This window comes from Nocardia sp. NBC_00511, from assembly GCF_045161165.1.
GTDB lineage: Bacteria > Actinomycetota > Actinomycetes > Mycobacteriales > Mycobacteriaceae > Nocardia.
This window is the reverse complement of record NZ_CP107849.1, coordinates 720,464-746,044: the sequence shown is the minus strand read 5'-3', so window position 1 is coordinate 746,044 and position 25,581 is coordinate 720,464. Positions and strand designations below refer to the sequence as shown.

General features: G+C 68.2%; 25 protein-coding genes. 7 read left to right on the top strand and 18 right to left on the bottom strand.

From position 1 onward, the window contains the following. Positions 1-143: 143 nt before the first annotated feature. Positions 144-1,394, top strand: a complete 1,251-nt coding sequence (locus OG300_RS03530) for a hypothetical protein (RefSeq protein WP_405492071.1) — start codon at positions 144-146, stop codon at positions 1,392-1,394. A 32-nt stretch (positions 1,395-1,426) separates the two neighbouring features. On the opposite strand, the gene OG300_RS03525 is transcribed toward OG300_RS03530, so the two are convergent. Continuing rightward, positions 1,427-2,941 (bottom strand): flavin-containing monooxygenase, encoded by a 1,515-nt coding sequence (locus OG300_RS03525; protein ID WP_405492069.1) that lies wholly within the window; start codon positions 2,939-2,941, stop codon positions 1,427-1,429. A gap of 185 nt (positions 2,942-3,126) precedes the next feature. Here OG300_RS03525 and OG300_RS03520 point away from each other — a divergent pair, with 185 nt between their 5' ends. Beyond that, positions 3,127-4,551 carry a DUF1254 domain-containing protein gene (locus OG300_RS03520; protein WP_405492067.1) on the top strand — a complete coding sequence of 475 codons (1,425 nt, stop codon included), beginning with the start codon at positions 3,127-3,129 and terminating at the stop codon, positions 4,549-4,551. A 73-nt stretch (positions 4,552-4,624) separates the two neighbouring features. On the opposite strand, the gene OG300_RS03515 is transcribed toward OG300_RS03520, so the two are convergent. Together OG300_RS03515 and OG300_RS03510 are read right to left on the bottom strand one after the other, a co-directional pair. Continuing rightward, positions 4,625-4,915: a DUF4287 domain-containing protein gene (locus tag OG300_RS03515; protein ID WP_405492065.1), complete on the bottom strand. Its 291-nt coding sequence runs from the start codon at positions 4,913-4,915 to the stop codon at positions 4,625-4,627. A gap of 19 nt (positions 4,916-4,934) precedes the next feature. Then, positions 4,935-5,084: a dihydrofolate reductase family protein gene (locus OG300_RS03510; RefSeq protein WP_405492063.1), complete on the bottom strand. Its 150-nt coding sequence runs from the start codon at positions 5,082-5,084 to the stop codon at positions 4,935-4,937. A gap of 125 nt (positions 5,085-5,209) precedes the next feature. On the opposite strand from OG300_RS03510, the gene OG300_RS03505 reads away from it, so the two are divergent. Next, entirely contained in the window at positions 5,210-6,121 is a 912-nt protein-coding gene (locus OG300_RS03505) for a LysR family transcriptional regulator (protein WP_405492061.1), read from the top strand. Between the two features lie 1,009 nt (positions 6,122-7,130). On the opposite strand, the gene OG300_RS03500 is transcribed toward OG300_RS03505, so the two are convergent. The 5 genes from OG300_RS03500 to OG300_RS03480 all read right to left on the bottom strand — a co-directional run bounded on the left by OG300_RS03500 (position 7,131) and on the right by OG300_RS03480 (position 13,354). Then, the gene (locus OG300_RS03500) at positions 7,131-7,349 is read right to left on the bottom strand and encodes a hypothetical protein (protein ID WP_405492059.1); all 219 of its coding nucleotides are present in this window, start codon (positions 7,347-7,349) and stop codon (positions 7,131-7,133) included. Positions 7,350-7,445: 96 nt separating this feature from the next. Beyond that, positions 7,446-8,756 carry a YhgE/Pip domain-containing protein gene (locus OG300_RS03495; RefSeq protein ID WP_405492057.1) on the bottom strand — a complete coding sequence of 437 codons (1,311 nt, stop codon included), beginning with the start codon at positions 8,754-8,756 and terminating at the stop codon, positions 7,446-7,448. A 39-nt stretch (positions 8,757-8,795) separates the two neighbouring features. Continuing rightward, the gene (locus OG300_RS03490; protein WP_405492055.1) at positions 8,796-11,387 is read right to left on the bottom strand and encodes a DNA translocase FtsK; all 2,592 of its coding nucleotides are present in this window, start codon (positions 11,385-11,387) and stop codon (positions 8,796-8,798) included. 61 nt (positions 11,388-11,448) lie between these two features. After that, complete coding sequence (locus OG300_RS03485; RefSeq protein WP_405492053.1) at positions 11,449-12,645, bottom strand: BTAD domain-containing putative transcriptional regulator; 1,197 nt, start codon at positions 12,643-12,645, stop codon at positions 11,449-11,451. 91 nt (positions 12,646-12,736) lie between these two features. Continuing rightward, positions 12,737-13,354, bottom strand: a complete 618-nt coding sequence (locus OG300_RS03480) for a TIGR03085 family metal-binding protein (protein ID WP_405492051.1) — start codon at positions 13,352-13,354, stop codon at positions 12,737-12,739. Positions 13,355-13,536: 182 nt separating this feature from the next. Between OG300_RS03480 and OG300_RS03475 the strand changes: the two genes are divergently transcribed. After that, complete coding sequence (locus OG300_RS03475) at positions 13,537-13,926, top strand: DUF4189 domain-containing protein (RefSeq protein WP_405492049.1); 390 nt, start codon at positions 13,537-13,539, stop codon at positions 13,924-13,926. A gap of 22 nt (positions 13,927-13,948) precedes the next feature. Continuing rightward, the gene (locus OG300_RS03470; RefSeq protein ID WP_405492047.1) at positions 13,949-14,509 is read left to right on the top strand and encodes a hypothetical protein; all 561 of its coding nucleotides are present in this window, start codon (positions 13,949-13,951) and stop codon (positions 14,507-14,509) included. Positions 14,510-14,581: 72 nt separating this feature from the next. On the opposite strand, the gene OG300_RS03465 is transcribed toward OG300_RS03470, so the two are convergent. Beyond that, positions 14,582-16,642 carry a ribonuclease J gene (locus OG300_RS03465; RefSeq protein WP_405492045.1) on the bottom strand — a complete coding sequence of 687 codons (2,061 nt, stop codon included), beginning with the start codon at positions 16,640-16,642 and terminating at the stop codon, positions 14,582-14,584. Further along, positions 16,639-17,547 (bottom strand): 4-hydroxy-tetrahydrodipicolinate synthase, encoded by a 909-nt coding sequence (gene dapA, locus OG300_RS03460; protein ID WP_405492043.1) that lies wholly within the window; start codon positions 17,545-17,547, stop codon positions 16,639-16,641. Before dapA ends, OG300_RS03465 begins: the two co-directional genes overlap by 4 nt. 146 nt (positions 17,548-17,693) lie before the next feature. On the opposite strand from dapA, the gene OG300_RS03455 reads away from it, so the two are divergent. Beyond that, positions 17,694-18,194, top strand: a complete 501-nt coding sequence (locus tag OG300_RS03455) for a hypothetical protein (protein WP_405492041.1) — start codon at positions 17,694-17,696, stop codon at positions 18,192-18,194. Between the two features lie 19 nt (positions 18,195-18,213). Here OG300_RS03455 and OG300_RS03450 read toward each other — a convergent pair whose 3' ends face one another. From OG300_RS03450 to OG300_RS03415, 8 genes are all read right to left on the bottom strand, one after another. Beyond that, entirely contained in the window at positions 18,214-19,251 is a 1,038-nt protein-coding gene (locus tag OG300_RS03450; RefSeq protein ID WP_405492039.1) for a hypothetical protein, read from the bottom strand. Then, positions 19,238-20,524 carry a sensor histidine kinase gene (locus OG300_RS03445; protein ID WP_405492037.1) on the bottom strand — a complete coding sequence of 429 codons (1,287 nt, stop codon included), beginning with the start codon at positions 20,522-20,524 and terminating at the stop codon, positions 19,238-19,240. The genes OG300_RS03450 and OG300_RS03445 overlap by 14 nt, the downstream gene beginning before the upstream one ends. Then, positions 20,521-21,189, bottom strand: a complete 669-nt coding sequence (locus OG300_RS03440; protein WP_405492035.1) for a LuxR C-terminal-related transcriptional regulator — start codon at positions 21,187-21,189, stop codon at positions 20,521-20,523. The genes OG300_RS03445 and OG300_RS03440 overlap by 4 nt, the downstream gene beginning before the upstream one ends. A 111-nt stretch (positions 21,190-21,300) precedes the next feature. Next, on the bottom strand, positions 21,301-21,753 hold the full coding sequence (locus OG300_RS03435) for a flavodoxin family protein (protein ID WP_405492033.1): 453 nt from the start codon (positions 21,751-21,753) through the stop codon (positions 21,301-21,303). Between the two features lie 57 nt (positions 21,754-21,810). Continuing rightward, entirely contained in the window at positions 21,811-22,311 is a 501-nt protein-coding gene (locus OG300_RS03430; protein ID WP_405492031.1) for a nucleoside deaminase, read from the bottom strand. Positions 22,312-22,416: 105 nt separating this feature from the next. Continuing rightward, positions 22,417-22,902 carry a DUF1992 domain-containing protein gene (locus OG300_RS03425; protein ID WP_405492029.1) on the bottom strand — a complete coding sequence of 162 codons (486 nt, stop codon included), beginning with the start codon at positions 22,900-22,902 and terminating at the stop codon, positions 22,417-22,419. Positions 22,903-22,912: 10 nt separating this feature from the next. Continuing rightward, on the bottom strand, positions 22,913-23,464 hold the full coding sequence (locus tag OG300_RS03420; protein ID WP_405492027.1) for a DUF6817 domain-containing protein: 552 nt from the start codon (positions 23,462-23,464) through the stop codon (positions 22,913-22,915). A 66-nt stretch (positions 23,465-23,530) separates the two neighbouring features. Beyond that, positions 23,531-24,994: a DHA2 family efflux MFS transporter permease subunit gene (locus tag OG300_RS03415; RefSeq protein WP_405492025.1), complete on the bottom strand. Its 1,464-nt coding sequence runs from the start codon at positions 24,992-24,994 to the stop codon at positions 23,531-23,533. Positions 24,995-25,080: 86 nt separating this feature from the next. Here OG300_RS03415 and OG300_RS03410 point away from each other — a divergent pair, with 86 nt between their 5' ends. After that, positions 25,081-25,524 (top strand): MarR family winged helix-turn-helix transcriptional regulator, encoded by a 444-nt coding sequence (locus OG300_RS03410; RefSeq protein WP_405492023.1) that lies wholly within the window; start codon positions 25,081-25,083, stop codon positions 25,522-25,524. Positions 25,525-25,581 lie beyond the last annotated feature (57 nt).

Here is a 25,581-nt window from a genome sequence, read left to right as displayed (position 1 = left end):
CCCCTCGTCGTGCGTTCCCTGCGAGCTTCCGGCGTCTGCGTCCCCGGGGTCGCACGAAGCGCCCGGCTTGTCCAAATCGGCCCGATTGCGGTCGCGATCGGGTTGCCGAGCGAGTGCCCGAGGGGTGCAGTACATTCCGGCGCATGAGTTTTCTGGGTGGGGTGTTCGGCTCCAAACGTGCGCGGGTCGAGGAACAGACGGCGTTCGGACAGCAGGCGCTCGCCATGGTGCGGGCACAGCAGCGGGTGGCGGCGGCGGAGTTCGATCCGACGGACTTCGTGATCGGCTACGCGACGCACGATGGCGAGCGGGGGCGCATGAGCCTCGCGACCGTGTTCAAACGGTGCCAGGGCATTTCGGCCGAGGAAGCACGCCGGGTGCTGTTCGAATTCGTGTCGATCCCGGCGACCGTCGACGCCCCGGCGGATGGGCAGGACGGCTGGGCGACGGCCTCCGCGCAGTTGCGGCCGCTGATCCGGCAAGCGGGACAACTGGACCTGCGCACCGAAGGCATGCGCATCGCCGACCACACGGTGTGGCGACCGGTGCTGCCCGGCCTGATCGAGACCATCGTCATCGACCAGCCCACCTCGATGCAGAACGCACACCCGAGCCTGCTCGACGAGTGGGGCGTCGACGCCGATACCGTATTCGCCGCCGCCCGAGCCAATCTCACCGAACTGGCACTCGACACCGCCGCCGGCTACGACCCGCGCGCCAAGGCCGGAATGCTGCACATCCCGGATGTCAGCGGCGACCTGTACGCGGGTTCGCTACCGCTGGTGGACGGCTGGCTGGCCGGGATCGGCGCGAAAGCCGGTGCGCGGCCGATCGTCTTCGTCGCGCAGAACGTGGGCGTCCTGATCGGAGCGGAATTCTCCGAAGAACACGTACTGCGGCTGGTCCGCGCGGCCCGCGAACTGTTCGACAACGCGGTGCGCGAGGTCTCACCGGTGCCGTACACCGTCGACGACGACGGCCGTCTCGTCCCGTATCAGGTGGAGCGAAATCATCTGGCCTGGCGGGAGATTCGCGCCGCCGAGTGCACCCTGGCCTCGCACGTGTACGGCCAGCAGTACGAGCACCTGCGGGCGGACCTCGACGCGGACCTGACCGAGGATCGCGCCGCGAAGCTCACCCACATTCGCAAGGACGGCGTCGACACCACCTGGTCACCGTGGACCGATACCGTGCCCACGCTGCTGCCGCGCGCCAACAATGTCACGCTGACCGACGTGAACACCGGCGCTACCTTCGCCGTGCCGTGGGAAACCCTCGCCGCCGCAATCGATCTGGAGCCGGTCGAGGGCGTCTATCCCCCGCGCTACCGCGTCGAATACCACCCGGAGCCCGAGGTCATGGCCCGGCTGCGCGCGGCGGAAGCGCTCGACTAGCGCTACCGCAGCACGCGGCGGTCCCCCCGGCCTCAGTCGTCGGTGGGGACCGTGCGCAGGTGGAAGTCGACGTCCTCCGGGGCGGCGAGCATGGTCTCCATGGTCGATCGGTCGAAGGGCAGCAGGTCGATGGTGCCCGCTTCGGTGAAGTACCAGGAGTTGCAGCCGGTGTTCCACACAGTGGGTTCCAGGGCGTCGGAGACCTCGGATTCGAAGCGGGCGGTGGCGGTCTCGGTGACCTCCACGGTGTCGAATTCGCCTGCGCTCCAGCGCTTTATCCACTCGGCGATGTAGCGGGCGGTGACCTCGGCGGCGTGATGCAGCGGGATGGAACCCGTCGGGGAGTTCGGGCCCAGGACGGTGAACAGGTTGGGGAAGCCGGGGATGGCGGTCATGCGGTAGGCGCGTGGCCCCTTGGCCCAGGCCTCGTCGATCGAAAGGCCCTCGCGGCCGGTGAGATTCATCGGGCGCATGTAGTTGTGGGCCTTGAAACCGGTGGCGAAGACGATCAGGTCGAACTCATGGTGGCGGCCGTCGGCGGTGCGGATACCGGTGGGGGTCACCGTCTCGATCGCGTCCGTCACCAGGTCGGCGTTGCGGGCGTTGAGCGCGCGATAGTAGCTGCCGGACAACACCTGTCGCTTGCACAGCGGCTGATAGTCGGGGGTGAGGTCGGCGCGCAGCCGTGGATCGCGGACCTGGGCGCGCAGGCTCAGGCGGGCGTACTCCTGCACCGCGCGCCGCCGCCAGCTCGGGCGGGTGACCACGTCGGTGAACAGTCTCGCGCCGGTCATGCCCGCCTGATACAGGGCCCGGTTGACTCGCGGCAGGCGCTCGAGCGCCACGCCGATCGCGGCGGGCTGCGGTAGCCACATCGGGGCCCAGATCACCCACTGCGGACTGCGCACGAAATGCGTGAGCTGCCGGGCCTTGGGTTGCAGGGCCGAAACCACCTGCACGCCAGTGGATCCGGTGCCGATCACCGCGATCCGGCGGCCGTCGGTCGCGACCGTGTCATCCCAGCGGGCCGTGTGCAACACCTCGCCGGTGAACTCGCCGAGGCCGGGCAGCTCGGGCATCGCCGGGTGGTGCAGCACACCGGTCGCCGCGATCACGAAGTCGGCCTCGTAGCGGGTGCCGTCGCCGGTCTCGACCACCCAGCCCGAGCCGGTGAAGCGGGCCGCGGTGACCTCGGCGTTCACCCGCACGTGCGGGCGCAGTCCGAACCGGTCGACCACGTCGGCGAGGTACTCCTGGATCTCGGGGCCGGGCGCGAAGACCTGCGACCAGTCCGGCTTCGGCGCGAACCCGAACTGGTACAGGTGCGAGGGCACATCGCAGGTCAGTCCCGGGTAGTGGTTCCAATGCCACACCCCGCCCACGTCGGAACCCTTCTCCAGGATCACGAAGTCGTCGAAACCGCTGCGCTGCAAAGTGATCGCGCTCGCGATGCCGGAGACGCCCGCCCCGATGATCACCACCCGGGGTCGGCGGCGCGCGTGGGCGTCGATCGCCCCACCGTGCTGCCCGGAAACGTCCGCGACCATGGCCAACCTCCTCGTTGGATACCCTCGGTATTCGAATACTGAAGGTATTCAAATGGACGGTCCGCTGTCAACGTGCCCGGTTGGCGAGGAATTTCAGCCAAGTCCCGTAGGTCACTGGCAAACAGTCGGCTAACGTTCGATTCGTTGCCATTCCCGGCCCGAACGGATGGACAGGAGCGTCACAGATGCCGCAGGACCTACCGACCTGGTCGATGTCACGTCGTGGATTGTTCGGAGTCGCAGTGGGATTGGCGGCCACCGCCGCACTCGCGGCATGCAGCTCATCGAACGATTCGTCCTCGTCGAGCACGACGACCACCGCCGGTGGCAGTGACCCGGCATCGATCGCGACCGATGCCTACGTCTTCGGCTATCCCCTGGTTCTGATGGACGCCACCCGCGCAGCCGCGGCACCGGCCAACACCCTGCTGCGCTACGAGACGCAACCCACCCCCGAGGACAAGGCGGTCGTCACCGCCAATGTCGACACCCTCTACACCCAGACCTGGCTGGACCTGCGGGCCGAGCCGATGGTGCTGCAGATCCCGGCCATGCCCGCGCGATACTGGCTGGCGCAGATCATGGATGCCTGGTCCAATACCGTCCACAATCCATCGAGCGTGCGACCGCAGGTGACCGGCGGCGGCCAGGACGGGCCGTTCACCTACGCGATCACCGGCCCCGGATGGAACGGGCGACTGCCGGACGGGCTCACCCGCCTGGAGCTGACCACTCCGACCTCGTGGATCATCATCCGGACCGCTCTGAACGGCCCCGCCGACCGGGACGCCGTGGTGGATCTGCAGAACCAGATCAAGCTCATGCCGCTCAGTGCGTGGGTCGCGGATCCCGACACCCCCAGCCCGACCGGAGTGCCGGCCGACCGCATGGGCAGCCCGACCGCCACCGTGGCAGGCATGGATGGCGCGACCTTCTTCGCGAAACTCGCCACCCTGATGTCCACGGACGCGCCCGCACCGGCCGACGCCGACGCGCTGGCCCGCTTCGCGAAGCTGGGCATCGCACCCGGCGGCACCGTGACCGGCATCGACGCCGACACCCTGAACGCGGCGGTGAAGACCGCTCAGCAGCGGATCGAGGGCTACAAGAACACCGGCGCGAAGGACGTCAACGGCTGGGTCTACGCCACCAACCTCGGCGCCTACGGCACCGACTACGCGTTGCGCGCCAACACCGCACTGACCGCGCTCGGCGCGAACCTGCCCGCCGATGCCATCTATCCGATGATGGGCAATGTCGCCGCCGACTCCGGTGGCACGCCCCTGGTCTACCGATTCCATTTCCCCGCAGGTCAACTCCCGCCCGCCGACGCCTTCTGGTCCATCACCGCCTACACCTCGGATCACTTCCTGGTCCCCAACCCGGACGATATCTACTCCGTCGGCCACGTCCCCTCCACCACTCCCGATCCGGACGGGTCCGTCGAGCTGACCCTGCAGGCCGCCAAGCCCGGACCCGAAGTCCCCCAGGGCAACTGGCTGCCCATCCCCGCCTCGGGCACCTTCAACCTGGCCATGCGCCTGTACTCCCCGCGCGCGGCCGCCGCCGACGGCAGCTGGCAACCCCCGGCACTCACCAAGGTCTCCTGATCGAGAACGCCATGCAGTTGCGCGACGCGATCGACAACCATCCGGTGCTCCCAATTCGTGGTCCACACGGGATTCACGCCGGGCGGTTGTGTTTCCCGTCGAGCCAGAGGGTGTCGGACTCGTCGCGGTGTGAGCCGGAGGTTCCGACGTGTTTCGCGTCGATCTTCGCGCCGTTCTTGATGACGTGCACCAGGGCCATCGCGTGTCCGCGGCCCAGGCCGTAGTCCTGCTTCAGCCACTCGATGATGGGGGTGGCCTTGACGGAGGGGTCATCGAGGCCCTTCTCGTGGGCGAGCGCGAGGAGTTCGCGCGGCGTCAGCCCGGTCTTGCCTTCGATGGTGTCGAGGTACGCCTGGAAGGACATGTGCTTCTCACTTTCGTGTTCAGGGGGTCGGGGTTCGGGGTTCGGAGTCGGTCCCCTCGGGGAACAGCCGCTGGCCGGCGCCCAGCACGATCGGGTGCATCAGCAGCCGAAACTCGTCCAGCAGCCCCGCCTCGAGCAAGGCGCGGGTCAGGCTGATGCTGGTCGACATTCCTTGTCCCCCAAAGCTTCTGCTGCCCTTCGGGGTGTGAGATCAACAATGCCGTCCGGCGCGGCGCCCATCAACGCCCGATCACGCTACGATCGGTTAGCTGAACTACGTGATCGGAGTGTGTGGTGCTGGAGCGGCACGAACTCGAGGTGCTGCTGACGCTGGCCGAGGAATTGCACTTCGGGCGCACCGCCGAGCGGGTGGGGATCACCTCCAGCCGGGTCAGCCAGACCGTCAAAAAGCTGGAACGCATGATCGGCGCGCCACTTTTCGAACGCACCAGCCGCCAGGTGCGACTCACCGCGATCGGCCGCCAACTGGCCGCCGACCTGGCCCCACTGGCCGCCGAGATGAACGACGCGGTACGCCGGGCGATCCACGCGGGCCGCGGCATCACCGGCGAACTACGAGTCGGCTTCCTGAGCGCCATCGCCGGTCAACTACTGCTCAAAGCGGTCGCGCAGTTCAGCCAGCGGCACCCCGATTGCGAAGTGCACATTCACGAAACCCAGGGACACGACGCCGTCACTCGGCTTCGCGACGGTGCCATCGACGTCCTGATCACCGACATCCTCATCGCCGCCCAACCCGATGTTGTCGCGGGCCCCATCCTGATGTCCGAATCACGAATGCTCGCGGTCGCAGCCACGAATCCCCTTGCCGGACAACGAGAAGTATCCGTCGAGGCACTCGTCGAGCACCCCGTGATCGGCGTCCCCGCCGCCATGCCCGAAGCATTCCAACACGACCGCAACCCACACTCCACCCCTTCGGGCGTACCGATCCCCCACGGCCCCCGCGCCGCCAGCTTCAGCGAAACCCTCACCCTGGTAGCCGCAGGCCGAGGCGTCTTCCCCGTCGGCGAAAACGTAGCCCGCCTCTACCCCCGCCCCGACATCACCTACCTCCCCTTCACCGACGCCCCACCGATCCGCTGGGGACCAATGTGGTTGAGCACCAACACCACCCAACGCGTCCGCGAATTCGTGCAAGCCGCATACGACACGGGTCAAACCGGCGCGACGCCCGCGACATGAGCCCCGGCTGCGGCTGTGCGGCGGCACTCAAATCGGCGGTCTCAGCGTGATGTCCGAGCACAGCATCGGAATACACGCCTTCCGCAGCACGTTCTCTCGGCAGCTGTCACCACTGACCGCCGTGCTTTGCCTGCAGTGCGGACATACGAAACTGTTTGCCCACCGGCTCGACAAGGTCCAAGCGGAGGTGAAAAAGCATCCCCACTGGTCCACCCGGTGATTCACGTACCGAGCCCGAAACCTCGCCCGGGCGCTACCGTCGTGCCACAGTCAAAGCAGAAGCTCTGCGCCACAACCGAATCGGATACCGAGTCGAGATCGTATCGGTCGCAGCCGGCAGAGCACGCGCGCCTGGCGGAGGGGGCTATCGGCCGCGATGCCTATTGGGTCGCGCAGCTCAGAACAACACGAGCATTGGCAAAGCCCCAGCAGCCTGCCTCAGCGACGTCCACGCCGATCGTGAACGCGTTCCTGAAAACCTACTGGCCAGAACTAAATTCGTTCGTTCCGAGCACCGAAATTGCCTGCGACCTCTGGGTTATGAGCCAACGAGGACCCGTCCCGGGCGGTCCCTCAGCGTATCTGCCGGAGTGACAGATCCCTGACCCGGCGTAGTCCGCGCGACCCACCCTACGGTCGAGCTCGCTGCCCGCTGACCTTCTTGGTCAGCGCGGTATGCGGCAATGGCGTGCAGTCCCGCGATACGTCGCGTTCACGCGCCGACTGGCAGAATCCCGTACTCCTGCTTTGAAATTCGCGAAATAGGACACTTGGCCAGTGGATATTGCGGGATTCTGCCAGTCGCACGGAACTCGGCAGTAGCGGATGTTCGTGCGCCGCAACGTGTCCCATGTCGGATCGCCCGCGTCGGCTGGTCCGGTCACGCCGCCGCTACCGACGGCGCGCCACCATCGAGCCTGCACCCTCGGATCGGCGCGGCCCGTTGACCTTCCGCTGGCCAGCTTCGGTCAGCACGGCAGGAGAAGGGTGCAGGTGCCCTGGACGCGGCTCAGGGCTCGGTGGTATTCGAGGAGCAGCCGCTGCCGGAGGTCAGTAGATGCAGGAGGGCAACCGGGGTGCCACTGCTGTTGCAGCTAGTGGCGATCGGTGTCGTGGCAGGGGTTTCGGGTGTGGCGTCGGCCGAGGCTGGGCCTGCGAAGCTGCTCATCGCGGCGGTCAGGGCGAAGGCAAGCAAGGCTGTGCGGGCGATGCGTCTGTGATTTGTCATGCGACGCACAGTATTTGAAGGTGCAATGTTTCAAATGGATACGAGTGCCCCGACTTCCTGGGGCAAGGGGTGCGCCGACGGGTCTCGCGGTCTGGTCTACGCCCTGGGGGTGGACGGGGCGCGGTGTAGTTCCTTGCGGTCGTAGTAGCGGGTTACCACTGCGCCGAGGGTCAGGCCGATGGCCAAGCCGAGCAAGGTCATCCAGACGGCTCGGGAGAGGCCTGCGGAGCCGTCGGCGTTGAAGTAGAGGATCGAGCGGATGCCCAGGTAGACCTGGTGCATGGGTTCGAAGTCGGCTAGCCGGGCTACCGATTTGGGGATGGCTTCGATGGGGATGGTGCCGCCGGAGGAGGGGAGGCCCAGGACGATGAAGAGGATCAGGTTCACCAGGAGGCCGAGGGTGCCCAGGGCGGACACGATGGACAGGGCGGTTACGCCTACTGCCACGATCGCGAAGGTGCTGTACAGGAACAACATCAGGGGGCGGTCGATGGGCATGCCGAGGCCGTGGCCTATCGCCATGAAGATGCCTGACGCCACCGGGGCTACGCCGGTGATCACTGCCCATTTCAGGAGCAGGGTGTTCAGGCGGGAGATGGGGGACGCGGGGTAGTGGAGGTACCAGGGGCCGAATTCGGTGGGGGCGAAACCCAGTGAGGAGTCGACCATTCCGTTGATGACCATCGCGCCGGTGAAACCGGCCAGCAGGACCATCATGGTGTAGAAGAAGGCGGTCAGGCCGCCGCCGGTGCCTGCGGGCAGGGGGCGGAACGGGACGACCGAGACTTCGATGGGTTTGGCCAGCATGAGTTTGCTCAGGCCGGTGAGTTGCGGGGCGGGAGTGCCTCCCGCCGACTGCAATTGGGCCAGGACCGCCTTGGTCAGTTGGTCGCCGACCGTCGTATTCGCTTGTGCCAGTGCGCTACCCGCCACCGACTGCACCACCTGCGGGGAGAACGAGCCGGTGCGCGGGTTGGTGTAGACGGTGATCATCGGCTGGCTGACATCGCCGGGGATCACGCCCGCAGTTGCGAAAATGCCGAGGCGCTTGGTGAAGTCGCTCGGAATCACGATCGCGCCGTACACGTTTCCCGACGTCAACTGCTGCTGGGCGGCGTTGATGCCGAGCACTCGCAGGTCGATCTTGTCGCTCGGAACCTGTTGCACCAGTGCGTCACTGATCTGCTTGCCGACATTCGCGGGCTGACCGGCGAGGGTGTCGCCGGTGTCCTGGTTGACCAGCGCGATCGGGAAACCGTGCAGGTGCTTGGACGGGTCGACCACGTACGCCAGATACATGGTGGCCAGCAATGCCATCAGCAGCGACACCACCACGGCGGGAGGCAGCCACACCCGGATCCGGGAACGCTTCGGAGTCGCGGAATCACCGGGTTCGGGGTTCGACATGGCAGCACCATCGTTTCTCGGTAGTGACGCGTGGTTGTCTCAGTCCTCGTGGTCGTCGTCCGTGGGGCCGTCGCCGCCACCACCGCGGATGGTCCAGAGCAGGCCGTCGAGTTCATCGGGTTTGATGAGGACGTCACGGGCCTTGGAACCTTCGGTGGGGCCGACCACGCCGCGGGTTTCCATCAGGTCCATGAGGCGACCGGCCTTGGCGAAGCCGACGCGCAGTTTGCGCTGCAACATCGAGGTGGAACCGAACTGGGAGGTGACCACCAGTTCGATGGCCTGCACGAGCAATTCGAGGTCGTCGCCGATGTCGGCGTCGATATCCTTCTTCTCGCCCGCCTTGGCGGCGGTGACGCCATCCTGGTAGTCGGGTTCGGCCTGGTTCTTGGCGAAATCGACGATCGCCGCGATCTCCTCGTCGGAGATGAACGCGCCCTGCAGACGAGTCGGCTTGCTCGCGCCCATGGGCAGGAACAGGCCGTCGCCCATGCCGATCAGTTTCTCCGCGCCGGGCTGATCCAGGATGACGCGCGAATCGGTGAGCGAGGACGTCGCGAACGCCAGGCGGGACGGCACATTGGTCTTGATCAAACCGGTCACCACGTCCACCGACGGACGCTGCGTCGCCAGCACCAGGTGAATGCCCGCGGCACGGGCCTTCTGGGTGATGCGCACGATCGCGTCCTCGACATCGCGCGGCGCGGTCATCATCAGGTCGGCGAGCTCGTCGACGATCGCCAGAATGTACGGGTAAGGGCGATACACCCTTTCGCTGCCCAGCGGAGCCGTGATCTGACCCGACTTCACCTTGCGGTTGAAATCGTCGATATGGCGAACCTTGTTGGCCTGCATGTCCTGATAGCGCTGCTCCATCTCCTCCACCAGCCAGGCCAGCGCCGCGGCGGCCTTCTTCGGCTGGGTGATGATGGGGGTGATCAGATGCGGAATGCCCTCGTAGGGCGTCAGTTCCACCATCTTCGGGTCGATCAGGATCATCCGGACCTCCTCGGGCGTCGCGCGCCCGAGCAGCGAGACCAGCATCGAGTTCACGAAACTCGACTTACCCGAACCGGTGGAACCCGCCACCAGCAGATGCGGCATCTTGGCCAGGTTCGCGGCCACGAACTCGCCCTCGATGTTCTTGCCCAGACCGATCAGCAGCGGATGGTGGTCGCCGCGCACCGACGCCGCCTTCAGCACGTCGGCCAGGCGCACCAGCTCACGATCGGCATTGGGCACCTCGATGCCGACCGCCGATTTGCCCGGAATCGGCGCCAGCAGCCGGACATTCTCCGTCGCCACCGCGTAGGCGATATTGCGGGCCAGGGCGGTGATCTTCTCGACCTTCACGCCCGGACCCAGCTCCACCTCGTAGCGGGTGACCGTCGGGCCGCGCACGAAACCGGTGACCGCGGCGTCGATCTTGAACTGCACCAGCACCTCGGTGATGGCCTCGATCATGGATTCGTTCGCCGCACTGCGCTGCTTGGGCGGATCGCCGTCGGTGAGCAGGGTCAGCGGCGGCAACTGGTAGTCGCCCTCGATCTCGCGATCGGTGACGAACTCCAACTGCTGCGGCGGCGGAGGCGGCGGCGTCTGATCGACCACCTTCGGAGGAGCCTTGCGCGCCTTGGGTTTCGGCTTCTCCTCGGCGACGATCTCCTTGGCGTCCTGCAGCGGCGGCTCCCCTATCACCTCGGTGAGCGCGTCCGAACCGCCGAACTCGTCGGGCGGATAGTTCTCCGACGGGGTCTTGCCGCGCCGCTTGCGGGTCGGAGTGCTGTGCAACGGGAAGCCGTCCGCGTCATAGCCTTCGTCGTAGAGGCCCGGCTGATCGGAGTACGTCTCGTACTCGTCGCCGCCCGCGCCGGTGCCGAAGATCTCGCGCACCCGGGCGGGCACATCGCGCACCTGTGTCCCGGTCAGCAGCAGCAGGCCGAAACCGATGGCCAGCATCAGCAGTGGGACCGCCAGGAAGGCGCTCAACCCGTCGCGCAGCGGACCGCCGACCACGTAGCCGACGAAACCCGCGCCGTGCTCGCGGCCGTGCTGATCCGACGGCGAACCCGAAGCCAGATGCCACAATCCGAGCATCGGCAGCCCGGCCAGCAGCCCGCCCAGCACCAGCCGTGGACGGATCTCCGGCTGCGGTTCGGTGCGCATCAGGATCACCGCGATCGCGACCAGCACGAAAGGCAGTGCCGCCGAAGCGGATCCGGTCACCGACCGCACCGCGGTATCCACCCAGTGCCCGACCGGGCCGCCCGCCGACAGCCATACCGCCGCCACGATCACGAACGCGACGGCCACCAGGCCCAGCCCGATCCCGTCGCGCCGATGCCCATGTTCGAGCTCCCCGGCGCGACTGACCGCCCGGGTGGTGGCGCCGAGTCCGCGCGCCACCATGTTCCAGCCGCTGCTGACACTGCGGCGCGCCACCGCCAGCGGGGCGGTGTTGGACGCCCGGCGCGGGGCCGGACGCCGCGCCGGAGCTTTACGAGTGGTACCGGTCCCCCGCCCCGGCGCCGCCGTTCCCGAATTCCGCGTGCGAGACCGTGCGGGCGGCTGCTGCCCCCGCGTCGATCCCGCTCGCGTTCGTGACGATGCGCTGCGGGCCTTACCTGCCATGCACCCCAGGCTAGCCGCTACCGCCCCACCCGGACCATCCGCAACACACGACCCAGCCACATCACCCGCTGTGAACCTCGCTACCCGCATCGCCGGCCCCGACCGGGGCAGCGGCCACGTCAGGCAGCGGAAACAGGGCGGTGGACGCCAGCTGACAGGCCGCGCCGGAACCGGATCGGGCCGCCGCGACACGCCCAGCGCCGACCGCGAATTCGATCGGACGCGCGAGTTCGGCGAGCACCCGATCCCGGTCCACGGTGCTCGCGTCGGCGAATACCACCTCGGCGACCGCCAGCGCCAGATCGGCGGCCACCCCGCGATGATGCGGCGCACCGGCCACCGCCAGGCGATACAGGGCGATCAGGCTGCGAATGGCCGATGTCAGGGCGGGAGCGTCGATCTCGGCGGGCACGAAAGGCTCTGCCTCGTCCAGGGGTTCGATCCACCGCTCGGCGGGGTCGACCGTATTCAGCTGCGGCCGGACCGGTTCCGCCGCGAGCAGCGTCTCTCCCAGCGCGGGCAGTTCGTCGGCGAGGATCTGCCGCTGCAATTCCAGCAGCATCGGGCCCGGTTCCACGCCCTGACCGGACACCAGCAGGCGGCGGATGCGTTGGAACTCGTCGAGCGCCTCGATCCGGCGGCCCGCCCGGTACAGCGCGGTCATCATCAGCCCGCGCAAGCGTTCACTGTGCGGGTCGGCGGCGATCAACGCCTCCAGTTCGGTGATCGCGTACGCGAAATCCCCACGCAGCACCGTGGATTCGACCAGATCCTCCACCAGCATGCGGTGCAGTCGCCGCAGCCGGGCCCGCTCGGCGGCGGCCCACGGTCCCGGCACACCGGTCAAAGGGTCACCGCGCCAACGACTCAGCGCCCGGCGCAGCACCAGCTCGACCCGGTCGAAGCCCCCGGCCGCCCGCGCCTGCGCCGCCTCGACCCGCAACCGGTCGATGCCGTCGGCGTCCAGCGTCAGCGCGCCCTGCAGCCGATAGCCACGCGATTCCGACACCAGCAGCAGAGAATCGCTCGCCGACAGGTGTTTTCGCAGCGACCACACGTAATTGCGCAGCGCACCCACCGCCGAGGCGGGCGGGCGCGGACCCCAGACACCGTCGACCAGCTCGTCCACCGAGACGGTGCGGCCGTGCGCGCAGGCCAGCATCACCAGGGCCGCCTGCTGTTTGGGTGGGAGCGGCGCGGTGGGCACTGCGTCGAGCGCCAACTCGACCGGTCCGAGGACCGCCAGTCGCCAAGACATTGCCTACCACCTCATCACCCCGCGGGCCGCTGCCGATCAGGCGAAGCTACGGCCCGCCGCGTGACCGTTTCATGACCGGTCCGGGGGACGGTCAGACGCTGCGGTCGAGCGCGTGCACCAACTCCACGTCCTCGGCGGCACCGGTGGCCTCGAGCCGAACCTCGTTGCGGCCGAAGGCATGCAGCAGCAGCTCCGACGGCGGACCCGCCAGCACCACCGTGCGCTCACCCACCTGCCGAGCCACCGTGCGGCGGCCGTCAGGGGTGGCGAGGGCGATCGTCACCGGGGATTTGCGGTAGGACATGCGCGCCAGGCCGGTCAGCACTTTCCAGAGCCGGTCCTCGTCGGCGGGCGCGAGCGTGCGCGGCTCCCAGCCGGGCGCGGCGCGGCGAACGTCCTCGTGGTGCACGAACATCTCGGTGAGGTTCATCAGCGAATCCACCGGGCGCAGATAGAACGGCGGACCGCTGCGCACCTCGTCGAGCAGTTGCGGGAAGGGCCGCTTCGTCACCTTCGCCTGCACGCGATCCAGATAGCCCGCGAACGGCTTGAGCATGATGCCGGGCGCGGCGTCCGGGCGGCGTTCGCGCACCACCAGGTGTGCGGCCAGATCGCGTGCCGTCCACTCCCCGCACAGCGTGGGCGCGTCCGGACCGGCCTGCGCCATCGCCTCGACCAGGGCTTGCCGTTCCCGTTGGGCCATACTCATAAGGGCGACCTTAGTCCGGCACATCCCGTTCTGCACAGCAGGTTTTACGGTGTCCACCCACAATGCCCGGCGGGCCCGCCCACCCCTGACACACATCCGGGTTGCCGTCAATCCTTGCGAATCGGTAGCTTGATCGGCGGTCCAGAGGGTCGTGGACTCGAAAGTACAAGAAGGGCAACATCTTGAAGAAGATCGTCAGCGGCGCGGCCGTGCTGGTCGCGGCCGCAGGGTCCCTGCTGGTGGGTACCGCGGCACCGGCCAACGCGTACCAGGACTACAACTACGGTGCGATCGCACTGTCGGTGTCCACCGGACGGATCGGCTACTCGTACGACTTTTCCGACAGCCCGTCCGCGCAGACGTCCGCCATGGACCACTGCAGCTACGGTGACTGCCAGATCGTGGCCCGGTTCACCAACGGCTGCGGCGCCATCGCCTACTCCCACCGGGACGGCTACTACACCTTCGGCGCGGCGTCCTCACGCACCGCGGCCAAGAACCAGGCCTTGAACCGGAACTCCGGTGACGCCACCATCATCCACTGGAACTGCACCACCGGTTACCAGCTGTAAACCGAAAACGGGGAGAATTTCGTTGAAGCACAACCTCTTTCGCGCCACCGCAGCGCTGATGCTGGCCACCTCGGCCCTCGGCCTGATGGCGTGCAGCAAGTCCAGTGACAGCTCCAGCGGCGCGGCCACCACCAGCGCGGCCGCCCCCGCCGGCAAGTTCGACGGCGGCACCGACAGCGACGGCAAGGTCACCGGCGCGGCGCCGTCCACCACCGCCGTCGCCGACCTCGCCAAGCCCAGCGTCGCCGACCTCAACGACAAGGTCAGCAAGGCGTTCGATCCGTCGATCGACTCCAAGACCAAGACCGACTGGATCGAAGACGCGGCCCAGGACCCGATGCTGGCGCAGAAGCTGGTCGACGCGGCCAAGAAGAACAACGTCAAGATCGAGATCACCAATGTCGGTGATCCGTCCGGCGGCAAGCTCAAGGCCGACGCCAACGTCACCATCGACGGCTCGCCGGTGCAGAACGCCACCGTCTCCTTCGTCGCCGACGGCAGCGACTGGAAGATCGACCACAACTACGCCTGCAGCATCGTGAAGGCCGCCAAGCTGGACTCGGCCGCCTGCCAGGACAAGTAGGCACGAAGACGAAAGCGCCCCGCAGCACACGGCTGCGGGGCGCTGTTGCGTTCGGGCCCAGTGCTTTCCGGGTCAGACGCCGATGACGGTGGGAACGATCATCGGGCGACGGCGGTAGTGCTCGGCGACCCAGCGACCCACCACGCGACGCACCGACTGCGCGATGCGGTGGGTGTCGGTGACACCCTCCACGGCGAGCCGGTGCAGCTCGTTCTCGACCATCTCCTGCGCGCCCACCAGGGCGTCGGGATCATCGGAGAAGCCGCGACCACTGACCTCGGGGGTGCTGACCGCCTTACCGGTGGTGGTGTCGATGGCGACATTGATGGAGATGAAACCGCCCTCGCCCAGGACCAGACGATCCGAGAGGGTGGACTCACCGACGTCACCGACCGACAGGCCGTCCACGTACACCTGACCCACCGGCACCCGGCCGCTGATCGAGGCGATGCCGTCGACCAGGTCGACCACGACACCGTTCTCGGCCAGGATGACCCGATCCTCGGGCACACCCGTCGCGACCGCGAGCGCACCGTTGGCGCGCAGATGCCGCCACTCGCCGTGCACCGGCATGGCATTGGTGGGCCGCACCGCGTTGTAGAGGTACAGCAGCTCACCGGCCGAAGCATGGCCGGACACATGGACTTTCGCGTTCTGCTGGGTGACGACCGTCGCGCCGAGGCGGGACAGGCCGTTCACGACCGCGAAGACCGCGTTCTCGTTGCCGGGGATCAGCGAGGAGGCCAGCACCACCAGATCGTCGGCACGGATATTGATCTGACGGTGATCGCCGCGCGCCATCCGCGACAGCGCCGAGAGCGGCTCGCCCTGCGAACCGGTCGAGATCAGCACCAGCTTGTGCACCGGCAGATTCGCGGCCTGATCCAGATCGACCACCAGATTGTCCGGGATATCCAGGTAGCCCAGATCCTGCGCGATCTGCATATTGCGGACCATGGACCGGCCCACGAAGCAGACCCGGCGGTCATAGCGCTGCGCTACGTCCACCACCTGCTGGATGCGGTGCACGTGAGAAGCGAAGGAGGCCACGATCACTCGGCCCTTGGCCTTGCCGATCACATTGTCGAGCACCGGGCCGATCTCGCGCTCGGGCGTCACGAAGCCCGGCACCTCGGCATTGGTGGAGTCGACCAGGAACAGGTCCACGCCCTCGTCGCCGAGGCGGGAGAAACCGGCCAGGTCGGTCAGGCGGCCGTCGAGCGGCAGCTGATCGAGCTTGATGTCACCGGTGTGCAGCGCGATACCGGCGGGCGTGCGGATGGCCACCGCGATCGCGTCCGGGATCGAGTGGTTGACCGCGAAGTACTCGCAGTCGAACGGACCGTGCTGGGTGCGGTCGCCCTCGACGATCTCGGTCAGGTTGGGCTGCAGGCGATGTTCGCGGCACTTGGCCGCCACCAGCGCGAGAGTGAACTTCGCACCGATCACCGGGATGTCGCGGCGCAGGCGTAGCAGGAACGGCACCGCGCCGATGTGATCCTCGTGACCGTGGGTGAGGATGACCGCGGCGATATCGTCCATGCGGTTCTCGATCGGACCGAAGTCCGGCAGGATCAGATCCACGCCCGGCTGCTGATCCTCCGGGAACAGCACACCGCAGTCGACGATCAGCAGCTTGCCGTCGTACTCGAAAACGGTCATGTTGCGGCCGATCTCACCGATACCGCCGAGCGCGAACACCCGCAGGCCACCCTTGGGGGCGGCGGGCGGCGCGCTCATCGCGTGCGGATCGCGCTGCACCGGCGCGGACTGATCACGGCCACCCTGGCGGCCACGACCGCCACCGCCACCGCCACCGCCACCGCCACCGCGACGATTGCGGTCCGAACGCGGACGCGAATCATCCTGGCGGGCACGGGATTCCTCCGCCTTGGCCTCCGCAGGCTTGGACTGCGCGGCCTTGGCGCGGTCGGCCGAACCGTTGCGGCCGCGCGCGGCACGCTCCCGAACCGGCTCCGCCGCAACGGCTTCCACCGGCGCGGCGGCCGGTTCCGGCTGCTGGACAACGGGTTCGGGTGCGACGGGCGGCGTGGTCACCTCGGGAACCGGGGGCGGCGCCCCGGCGGCACGACTGGCGGTACGACGCGGACGACGAGCGACGGGCTCGGTCACGCGACCACCCCCGCCGCGTGCAGATCCACCACGAGCTCGTCGAGTTGATCTCGACTCGGCATGAGTTGGGGCAATCGGGGCTCTCCTGTCTCGATACCGAGCAACCGCAACGAACCCTTGGTCATGGCGACCCCGCCGAGCCGGGCCATCGCGCGGTTCAGCGGCAGCATGCTGACATTGATTTCACGGGCACGAACCGTGTCACCGGCGCGGTAGGCCTCGATGAGGGCGCGCAGCCGGTCCGGCACCAGATGGCCGATGACGCTGATGAATCCGGTCGCACCGACCGACAACCACGGCAGGTTGAGCACATCGTCACCGGAATAGAAGGCCAGCCCGGTCTCGGCGATGAGTTCCGCACCCGAACCCAGATCACCCTTGGCGTCCTTGACCGCGACGATGCGCGGGTGTTCGGCCAGGCGGCGAATGGTCTCGGTGGCGATCGGGATCACCGAGCGCGGCGGAATGTCGTAGAGGGTGACCGGGAGGTCGGTGGCGTCCGCGACGGCGGTGAAGTGGGCGTAGAGCCCCTCCTGGGTGGGACGCGAGTAATACGGGGTGACGACGAGCAAGCCGTGGGCGCCCGCGCGCTGCGCGTTGCGGGCCAATTCGATGCTGTGCGCGGTGTCGTAGGTGCCGGCGCCCGCGATGACGGTGGCGCGCTCGCCGACGGCGTCGACCACGGCGCGCAGCAGATCGAACTTCTCGGACTCGGTGGTGGTGGGCGATTCCCCGGTGGTGCCGGAGATGGCGAGCAGATCGACGCCGCCGTCGATCAGGCGGGCGGCCAGGGCGACACCGGCATCGACGTCGAGCTTGCCTTCGGCGGTAAAGGGGGTCACCATCGCGACACCTACTGTGCCGGACGCGCGCAGCTCGTTTCGCGTCGATTCACCGTTCGTCATAGCCAGAAGGCTACAGCGTCGCCGGTGCGGGTTTTGCACCGTTATACCCGAACCGGCGCGGCCCCGACGGCGATTCGCGACAAGCGTCCCTGAGTGACGTCACATGTTTCCTTGAAAGACGTCACTTACGACGGCACACTGGTGTCATGGATCTCAACCGCTACACCGCTCAACTCCGCGAGAACCTCATCGCCGCGGCCGCCCTCGGCGATGAGAAGACCCAGTCCACGGCCGCCGCTTTGGCCGCCGCCACCGAGAACTCCGCCCGCCTGGTGCTGCTGGCCGCACTGTCCGACCTGGCCGCCGAGGTCAGCGCGGGCCTGCCCGACAGCACCGTGCACATCGCCCTGAACGGCACCGACGCCCACGTCGACGTGCGCAAGACCACGGCTGCCACCGAGAACGAGCACCCCAGCTTCGAGGACATGACCGGCGATATCAGCCGCGTCACGCTGCGCCTGGTCGAGCAGCTCAAGTCGCGCGCGGAAGACGCCGCGGCACAGAGCAATCAGTCGCTCAACTCGTGGCTGGCCGGGACCGTGCAGTCGGCGCTGCGCGATCAGATGAAGAAGGGTGGGCCCGGACGCTGGGACTACTCGCAGCGTCCGGGCGAGAACCCGAAACGGTCGGAGGACGAGACCCCCTAGCGCTGAATCGATCCGGCGCTCAATCGATGACGGTGACGCGGCCGTCGGTGTCGATCTCGGTGCGGCGATCATGCGCCGGCGCCACCACGGTGGCCAGCACCGGACGCCCCAGCGGCAGCACCCGCACCGTCACCGAACCGGCGTTGGCCGCATCCAATTCCTTTGTGGCCGCGTCGATCACGCGCTTGCGGATCCACTCGGGGACGCCCGCGAAGCCGCCGTCGTCGAGCAGCACCACCTCCACGCCCCGGCCCCGCGCACCGCGGGCCGCACCGCTGAGTTCATCGGTCACCAGCTGCGGCGCCCGCAGGCCGTCGCGCAGTTCGGCTTCCAGCAGGCGACATTCCTCACGCTCGGCGGCGGAGAGTTCCGCGCCGTCGGCGATGCGCTCCAGGATCGAGCGCGCCACCCGGTCCAGGCGGGCCAGCTGCCGACTGCGTTCCCCGTCGGCCGCGGCCATGGTGGCCTCGGCCGCGGCCCGCATCATGCCGTCCTCGCGCAGGATCCGCAGCGACCGCTGTAGCGGGCGCATGACCGCGGTGAACACGGAGATCGCGGTGACCGTGCCGACCGGCACCATCGACCCGATCACGGTCGCGGGTTGCAGATGCCCGCCACCGATGCCGAGCACGACCAGCACCGCCGCGACCGCGATCACGCCGACCCAGGCCGTGCGAATCCGGCCGCGCAGCACCAGGACCGCGAGTACATAGGAGGACGCGAACGCCGACCACAGCGTCTGGTTCGCGGTATCCGCGACCGGGGTCATCACCGTCAGCGCTGTCGCCAGCGCCGGCGCCGCGGCCGCGTACAGCGCGACCGGGACCGGCAGCGGATCCACCGGGACCGCCGTCACCACCGCGCCCGCGCTGAGCATCAAGCCCAGACCCGCCAGCGCCGCCCACAGCGGGGACTCACCGAAATTACGCAGCATGTACAGCGTGATCACGGCTTCGAGGATGAGCAGGAACAGCCAGGCGGCACTGCCGCGCAGACCCAGCAGGTCACGCAGTTCGAAGCGGGCGTCCATTTCGGCGGACAGGTCAGCGTGAGCCATCGCCACCCCAGACCAGTGTCACCGTGGTGCCCTCACCCTGCTGCGACTCCACGAACGCCGAACCGCCCGCCAGTTGGCGCATGCGACCGAGAATGCTCATCGAGATGCCGAGCCGGTCGGCGGAGACGGCGGCCAGGTCGAAACCCGCACCGTCATCGGCGAATACGATGCGGATACTGCCCGCGCTGACCGTCGCGGTGACGCTGCGGCGCACCTCGCGGCCGGGCACCGAGGCATGCCGCAGGCTGTTGCGCAGCGCCTCCGACAGCGCGGCCGCGATGGTGCTCGCCGAATGCACCGGCATGCGCAGATCGTCGAAACCGGGCCAGGTGCGGGTGGCGAACCGCACGCTGGGATTGATCTCCTGCACCGCCATTCGCAGGAACAGCACCGCGGAGCGCGCGTCGAGCAGATCGGGATCGCGCTGCTCGCCGTGACATTCGTCGAGCTGCTCGATGGTGCGTTCGGCTTGACGTTGCAGCACAGCGGATTCGGTGCCGGTGCGCGAGGCCTCCAGCAGCGTCGAGAGCACCGCGTCGTGAATGAGCGCGGCGAAGCGGCTGCGTTCGCGATCCCGCGCGAGCGCGGCGGCCTGTGCGGCGGCGCGGCGGCTGGCGATCGCGGATTCCCGGTCCACTCGGGCCGCGGCGCCGGTCGCGGCGACACCGCACCAGACGAACAGCGCGCCCAGACCCGCACAGCGCAGGAAGTTCTCGCCCACGTTGTGCAGGGTCAGCGAACTGACGGTGTACACGCTGGCCAGGGACGCGCCCATCGCCATCACCAGCAGGTAGGCGACGGTGACGCGGGTCGGGAAGGCCAGCACGGCGGCGGTCACGGCCAGCGCGGTCACCCGATACAGCCACAGGGTTCCGGCGTCGACCGAATCCAGGGTCAGCGCGAACGGGACGAGGGCAAGCGCGACAAGGAAACTCACCGCGGCGCACCCGGAGGCGAAGCGGATCGCGCGCGGCCCGGCGAGCGCGGCCACCACCGACACCACCGGATACCAGCCGAAGGCCAGCAGCACCGAAAGCACCGTCCACCAGGCGGGCGCGTAGCGGCCCTGCTCGGCGATCTCCGGAAGCTCCAGGCAGCCGACGATCACCCCGGCGATGCCGATCGAGATGCCGAGCCGCCGCATGATCCGGTCGTAGGCGGCGGTCGACAGATCGTCGGTGACCCACCCGCGCCGGACCCGATGCGCGAACTGCGTGATCGAGGGGACAGTGCGGGCAGCGGCGACGGGATCCAGGGTGCCCGTAGCGGTCATGCCCGCGGATTCCGTTCGGGGACCGGCAGCCAGCCGTCCTCGACGGCCCGCTTGTACAGGTCGGTCTTCGTCGGGGCGGGGCGACCGGCGTCGGCGTACTTCTGCCGGATGCGACCCAGATAGTCGTTGACGGTCTGTTCGGACAGCCCGGTCATGCGGGCCACCCGCGAAGCCTTCTCTCCCGATGCGTAGAGCTGCAGCACCTGCTGCTGACGCGGGCTCAGTCCGACATTGGACAGTTGCGGGTCGCCGTCGATGGCGGCGGCCCAGTCGGTGGTCACCACCTGTTCGCCGTGCGCGGCCCGGCGTACGGCCTCGACCACGGTCGAGGCGTCCTCGGACTTGCGCACCACACCCAGCACACCCGCGCGGGCCGCGGCCCGCACCATGAACGGGTTGTCGGCGCCGGTGAACACCAGCACCTCGATGCCCCGATCCAGCAGGGCGCGAACGTTCTCCTCCGGTGAGGATCCGTCGGCGAGCCGCAGATCCAACACCACCAGATCCAATCGCGGTGCACCGGCCAGTAATTCGGCCACGGTGCCCGCGGTGATCACCAATTCCAGATCGGCTTCCGGGGCCAGCATGGCCGCCAGTCCGATCGCCACCGACTCATGGTCCTCGACCAGCCCGATCCGGCGAATCCCCGATTCTTGCGCCTGCACGGCGGCCGTCACCTCTTCCCACACTCCACGAGGACGCTCCCCGCGAACGTCCCCCCGAGTATGACCGCCCGCTCCCCCGATGTGTCAGCCACCAGAAATCGGGGGGAAAACTCAAAGCGTCAACTGTGCCGCCACCGTCGCCCCCAACTCCCAGCAGCGCTCGACATCGCCCTTCGTGGGCGGGCCGGACACGATCACCGGCGCAGCCGCCTTCTCCCAGCCGAGCCCCGTGACCACGGATTCGACACTGCGCTGCGCCCCCTCGGTGCCCTGATTGCCGTGGATGTAGAGGCCGTACGGGCGGCCGCGGGTCGAATCCAGGCACGGGTAATAGATGGTGTCGAAGGCGTGTTTGAGAGCGCCGCTCATATATCCGAGGTTGGCGGGCGTGCCGAGCACGAAGCCGTCGGCGGCGAGCACGTCGGTCGGGGTCAAGGCCAGTGCCGCGCGGCGCACCACCTCCACGCCCTGGATCTCCGGATCGGTCGCCCCGGCTATGACGGCCTCGAACATCTCCTGCATGAACGGCGACGGGGTGTGGTGGACGATCAGCAGAGTCGGCACACGATCGAGGGTAGTCGGGTGCCGGTGTTGATCTCGCGACCGCTGCTAGTCCTTCGGCTACCGACTCCAGAAGCCTTCGTGGATGATTCGGGCTTCGGGGAGGTCGACCGGCCCGACGACCGGCAGTTCGCGCTGCCCGGCGGCGAAGACGGTGCGGCACGGCAGTGCCATGGTGGGGTTCTCCGGATCGGCACCGGTCAGATCGAGCAGCTGATCTTCGCCGAGCGCGTACACGACGCGGCCGATATTGCCCCAGTAGATCGCGCCCGAGCACATGGCACAGGGTTCGGTGCTCGTGTAAAGCGTGCAGCCGCGCAGGAATTCGGCATCGTGGGCGGCTGTGGCCAGGCGGACCAGGTTGGTCTCGGCATGCCCGGTGGCGTCACGGCCGGTGGTCACCGTGTTCTCGGCCTCGAACAGCACGCTGCCGTCGGGACCGGTCAGCAGCGCGCCGAACGGGTGGTTGCCGTGCGCGCGGGCTCGGGCCGCGACGGCGACAGCCGTGCGCAGGTGCTCGATGTCCCGTTCGGTCGGTGTGGTCGCCGCGGCGGTGCCCATGCCTGAATCTCCTTGTCGATCGCGATGACTGCCAGTGTGACCGAACCACTGACCAAGATCATGGAGCTGTCGGCGACAGCGGACGCTGCACGCCGGGGAGCGGTGTCAGGAGAACAGGCGACGCCACCAAGGCCGGTGGGTGCCGGCTTGCGGCGGGGTCTCGGCCTCAACGGGAGTTCGGTTGGCGCGCACCATGGTTCGCTGACCGCGCCAGGTCTCGACCACTTCCTCGACCTGTAGCGGCGCGATGGGCACCTGCGGGCCGGAGGGGAAGCGCAGCCATTCGACTATGCGCGCGTTGAGGTTCGAGACGGTGGCGCGGACTTCCCGTTCGGTGGGGATGTCGGGCAGGGATTTCAGTAGGTCTTCGCGTTCGCGGCGCAGCACGATGGATTCGGGCAGTAGGCCGTCGGCGCGCAGACCCTCGCGTTGCAGATAGTTGCGCAGCCACCAGTCTTCGTCGGCCGCGCCGTGCGGGATCGGCTTGCCCTTGCCGGGCAGATCGTCGAATTCGCCACGCTCCGTTGCCTCGCGGACCTGTTGGTCGATCCACGATTCGAACGGCATTCCGGGCGGTTTGCGCTCGGTCATGCCTGCGAGTCTACCGGGAGAGCTGGGCCTGGCATGCCTGCCAGGCTGCTGGTGAGAGGTGGGCGCGGGCGCGGGAGAACAGGCCGTGGAGCGCGGCGCCGTGCAGGGCCGCGAGTTCGGCGTTGTGGGCCAGGACATCCAGCTCGTTGGCGGCGGTGAGTTCCACGAAGGCGCGCAGGTCGGCGTCTGCTGGTTGAAAATCCTTGCCGGTGAAGCGATCCCGGAAGATCATCGGCGAGTTGTCGATGCCCGGGTAGGTGGCCGCACGATCGCAGGAGGCGTAGAGGTAGACCAGCGCTTCGGCACGCTCCCCGATCACCTCTGTCACTGTCGGGCGGTCGGATAGTTCGACCAGCAGTGGTCCGAATCCGTCGGTGCCGTATACGGCGTGCGCGAGCCCGGCCAGCTGGAGGTCGACTCCGCCGCCCCAGGCGGCGAGGGTGTCGGCGACCCGATTCAGGTGGGCGAGCAGGGTGCCGCCGGGGTGGTCGAGGGTATGCGCGTCACGATCCCGCAGGAACCGCTCGAGGCGTTTCCTGCGGGACGCGGTGTCGTCGTTCACCGTTCTATTGTCCGGCGGCAATTCGATTCGGCGGCAGTGCCATTGGTCACCCGGGCCGCCGTCTGGCTACCCCCGGGTATCCGCGCCGCTCGGCACCGGTCGCCGCTGATGGCGGCGCAGTACGGTGGCAGCGCACGCGGCCGCCACCGACAGCATCGCGATGCCGGTGAAGGCGATGTGGTAGCCGGTGATCGGATCCCAGGCGGATGACGTTGCCCGGGAGAGGATTACGGCCACCACGGCGACGCCGACCGCGCCGCCGACGCGCTGCAGGATATTGACGAACGCGGCGGCGTCGGGGAGTTGGTCGTGGCGGACGGCGGCGTAGGCCGCCGAGACCAGAGGCATCCCGCCGACCGCGGTGGCCAGACCCGCTGCGAAGAGCAGGAATTGGATCAGCAGGCCGTTGGCGTCGACCGGGAGCAAGGCCAGGGGTGCGATCGCCGCGGCGATGGCGAGATTGCCGATCACGGCTACCGCGCCGCCGCCGAAGCGGTCGGTGAGGCGGCCGCCCAGCGGCAGCATGATGATGCCGCCCAGCCCGAAGGCGAACAGATCCACGCCGGTGCGGACCAGGCCCGCGCCGTGCAGCACCTGGAAGTACAAGGGCAGCAGCACCATTACGCCGAACATGGCGGCCCCGGCGAAGAAGCTGGCGACGTTGGCGGCGGCGAAGACCCGGTTGCGGAACAGGTGGATGTCCAGCAGCGGCTTGCTGCGGTGCAGGGAACGCAGCAGGAATCCGGCCAGGCCGAGTACGCCCAGCACCACGGGCAGCCAGACCGACAGGGCGGTGACCGATCCGGCGGTGCCGACCTCGGACAGGCCGTAGACGACGGCCGAGACGCCGCCGCCCGCCAGGACCAGGCTGATCAGATCCAGCGGCTGCACCGGTACGCCGCCGCCGCGCGGCAGGTAGCGCAGGCCCAGGGCCAGGCCGACGAGGCCGAACGGAATGTTGATGAGGAACAACCACTCCCAACTCCAGTGCGCCAGGATGAGCCCGCCGATGGTCGGGCCGATGGCGGGTGCGCCGACCACGGCGATGCCGACCACGCCCATGACGCGGCCCATGCGCTGCGGTCCGGCGGCCTGGCCGAGGATGGTCTGCCCGGCCGGAATCATCAGGCCCGCGGCCAGTCCCTGCAGGATGCGCGTGGCGATCAGCCAGCCCGCGGTGGGTGCGAACGCGCACGCGACCGAGGTGAGGGTGAACGCGACCAATGCACCCATCCAGAGTCGGCCGACGCCGACGCGACGCGACAGCCAGCCGCAGATGGTGAGCGAAACCCCAAGGGCGAGCAGGTATCCGCTGGCCACCCACTGGATGGTGGCCAGGGAGGCGCCGAGGTCGGCGCCGATGGTGTGCAGGCCGATATTGACCAGCGAGGTGTCCAGCATGCCCATGACCGCGCCGAATACGACGACGGCGGCGGTGCGCCAGACGTGCGCGGGGATCTTGTCGGAGGCGGCGGGCGCGGTGGTCCCGGAAGCGGATGTGTCGACGGTGTCCGAACGCGGTGGCGTCATCGGACCCCTCCTTCGATAGTTGATGAGCAACTCAATTGCAGACGGTATCAATCATTGAGTTACTCAACAATAGGTAGAATCGGCCAGTGAGCGAAAACCGGCCTTCGGGCGAACAGCACCCGCGCGGTCTGCTGCGTCACCCCACCTACGTCTTCGGCAAGCTGCACAAGGCCGTGCACGCCGGGCTCGACACCTCACTGCGTGAGCACTGGGTGCTCACCTACCTGGCCGAGAACAACGAGATGTCGCAGCAGGAGATGGCCGACGCGCTGGCCATCGACCGCAGCGAGGTGGTGCGGCTCGTCGACAGCCTGGAGAAGGCCGGGCTCGTCACCCGCAACCGCGATCCCGAGGACCGCCGGAAATACTGTCTGGCTATCACCGCGGCGGGCGAACGCGCACGCCAGGAGACCGACGCCCGCATCGCCGAAATCACCGATGTCCTGTTCGAGCGCCTCACCCCGGCGGAAAGGACTACGCTGCACCGGCTTTCGCTCAAGGTCCTCGGCTATGACCTCGACGAGATCTGACTCACGACCGAGCCGCGGTGGGTACGGTGTACGCGCCGATTGTGCGACCCGTTACGC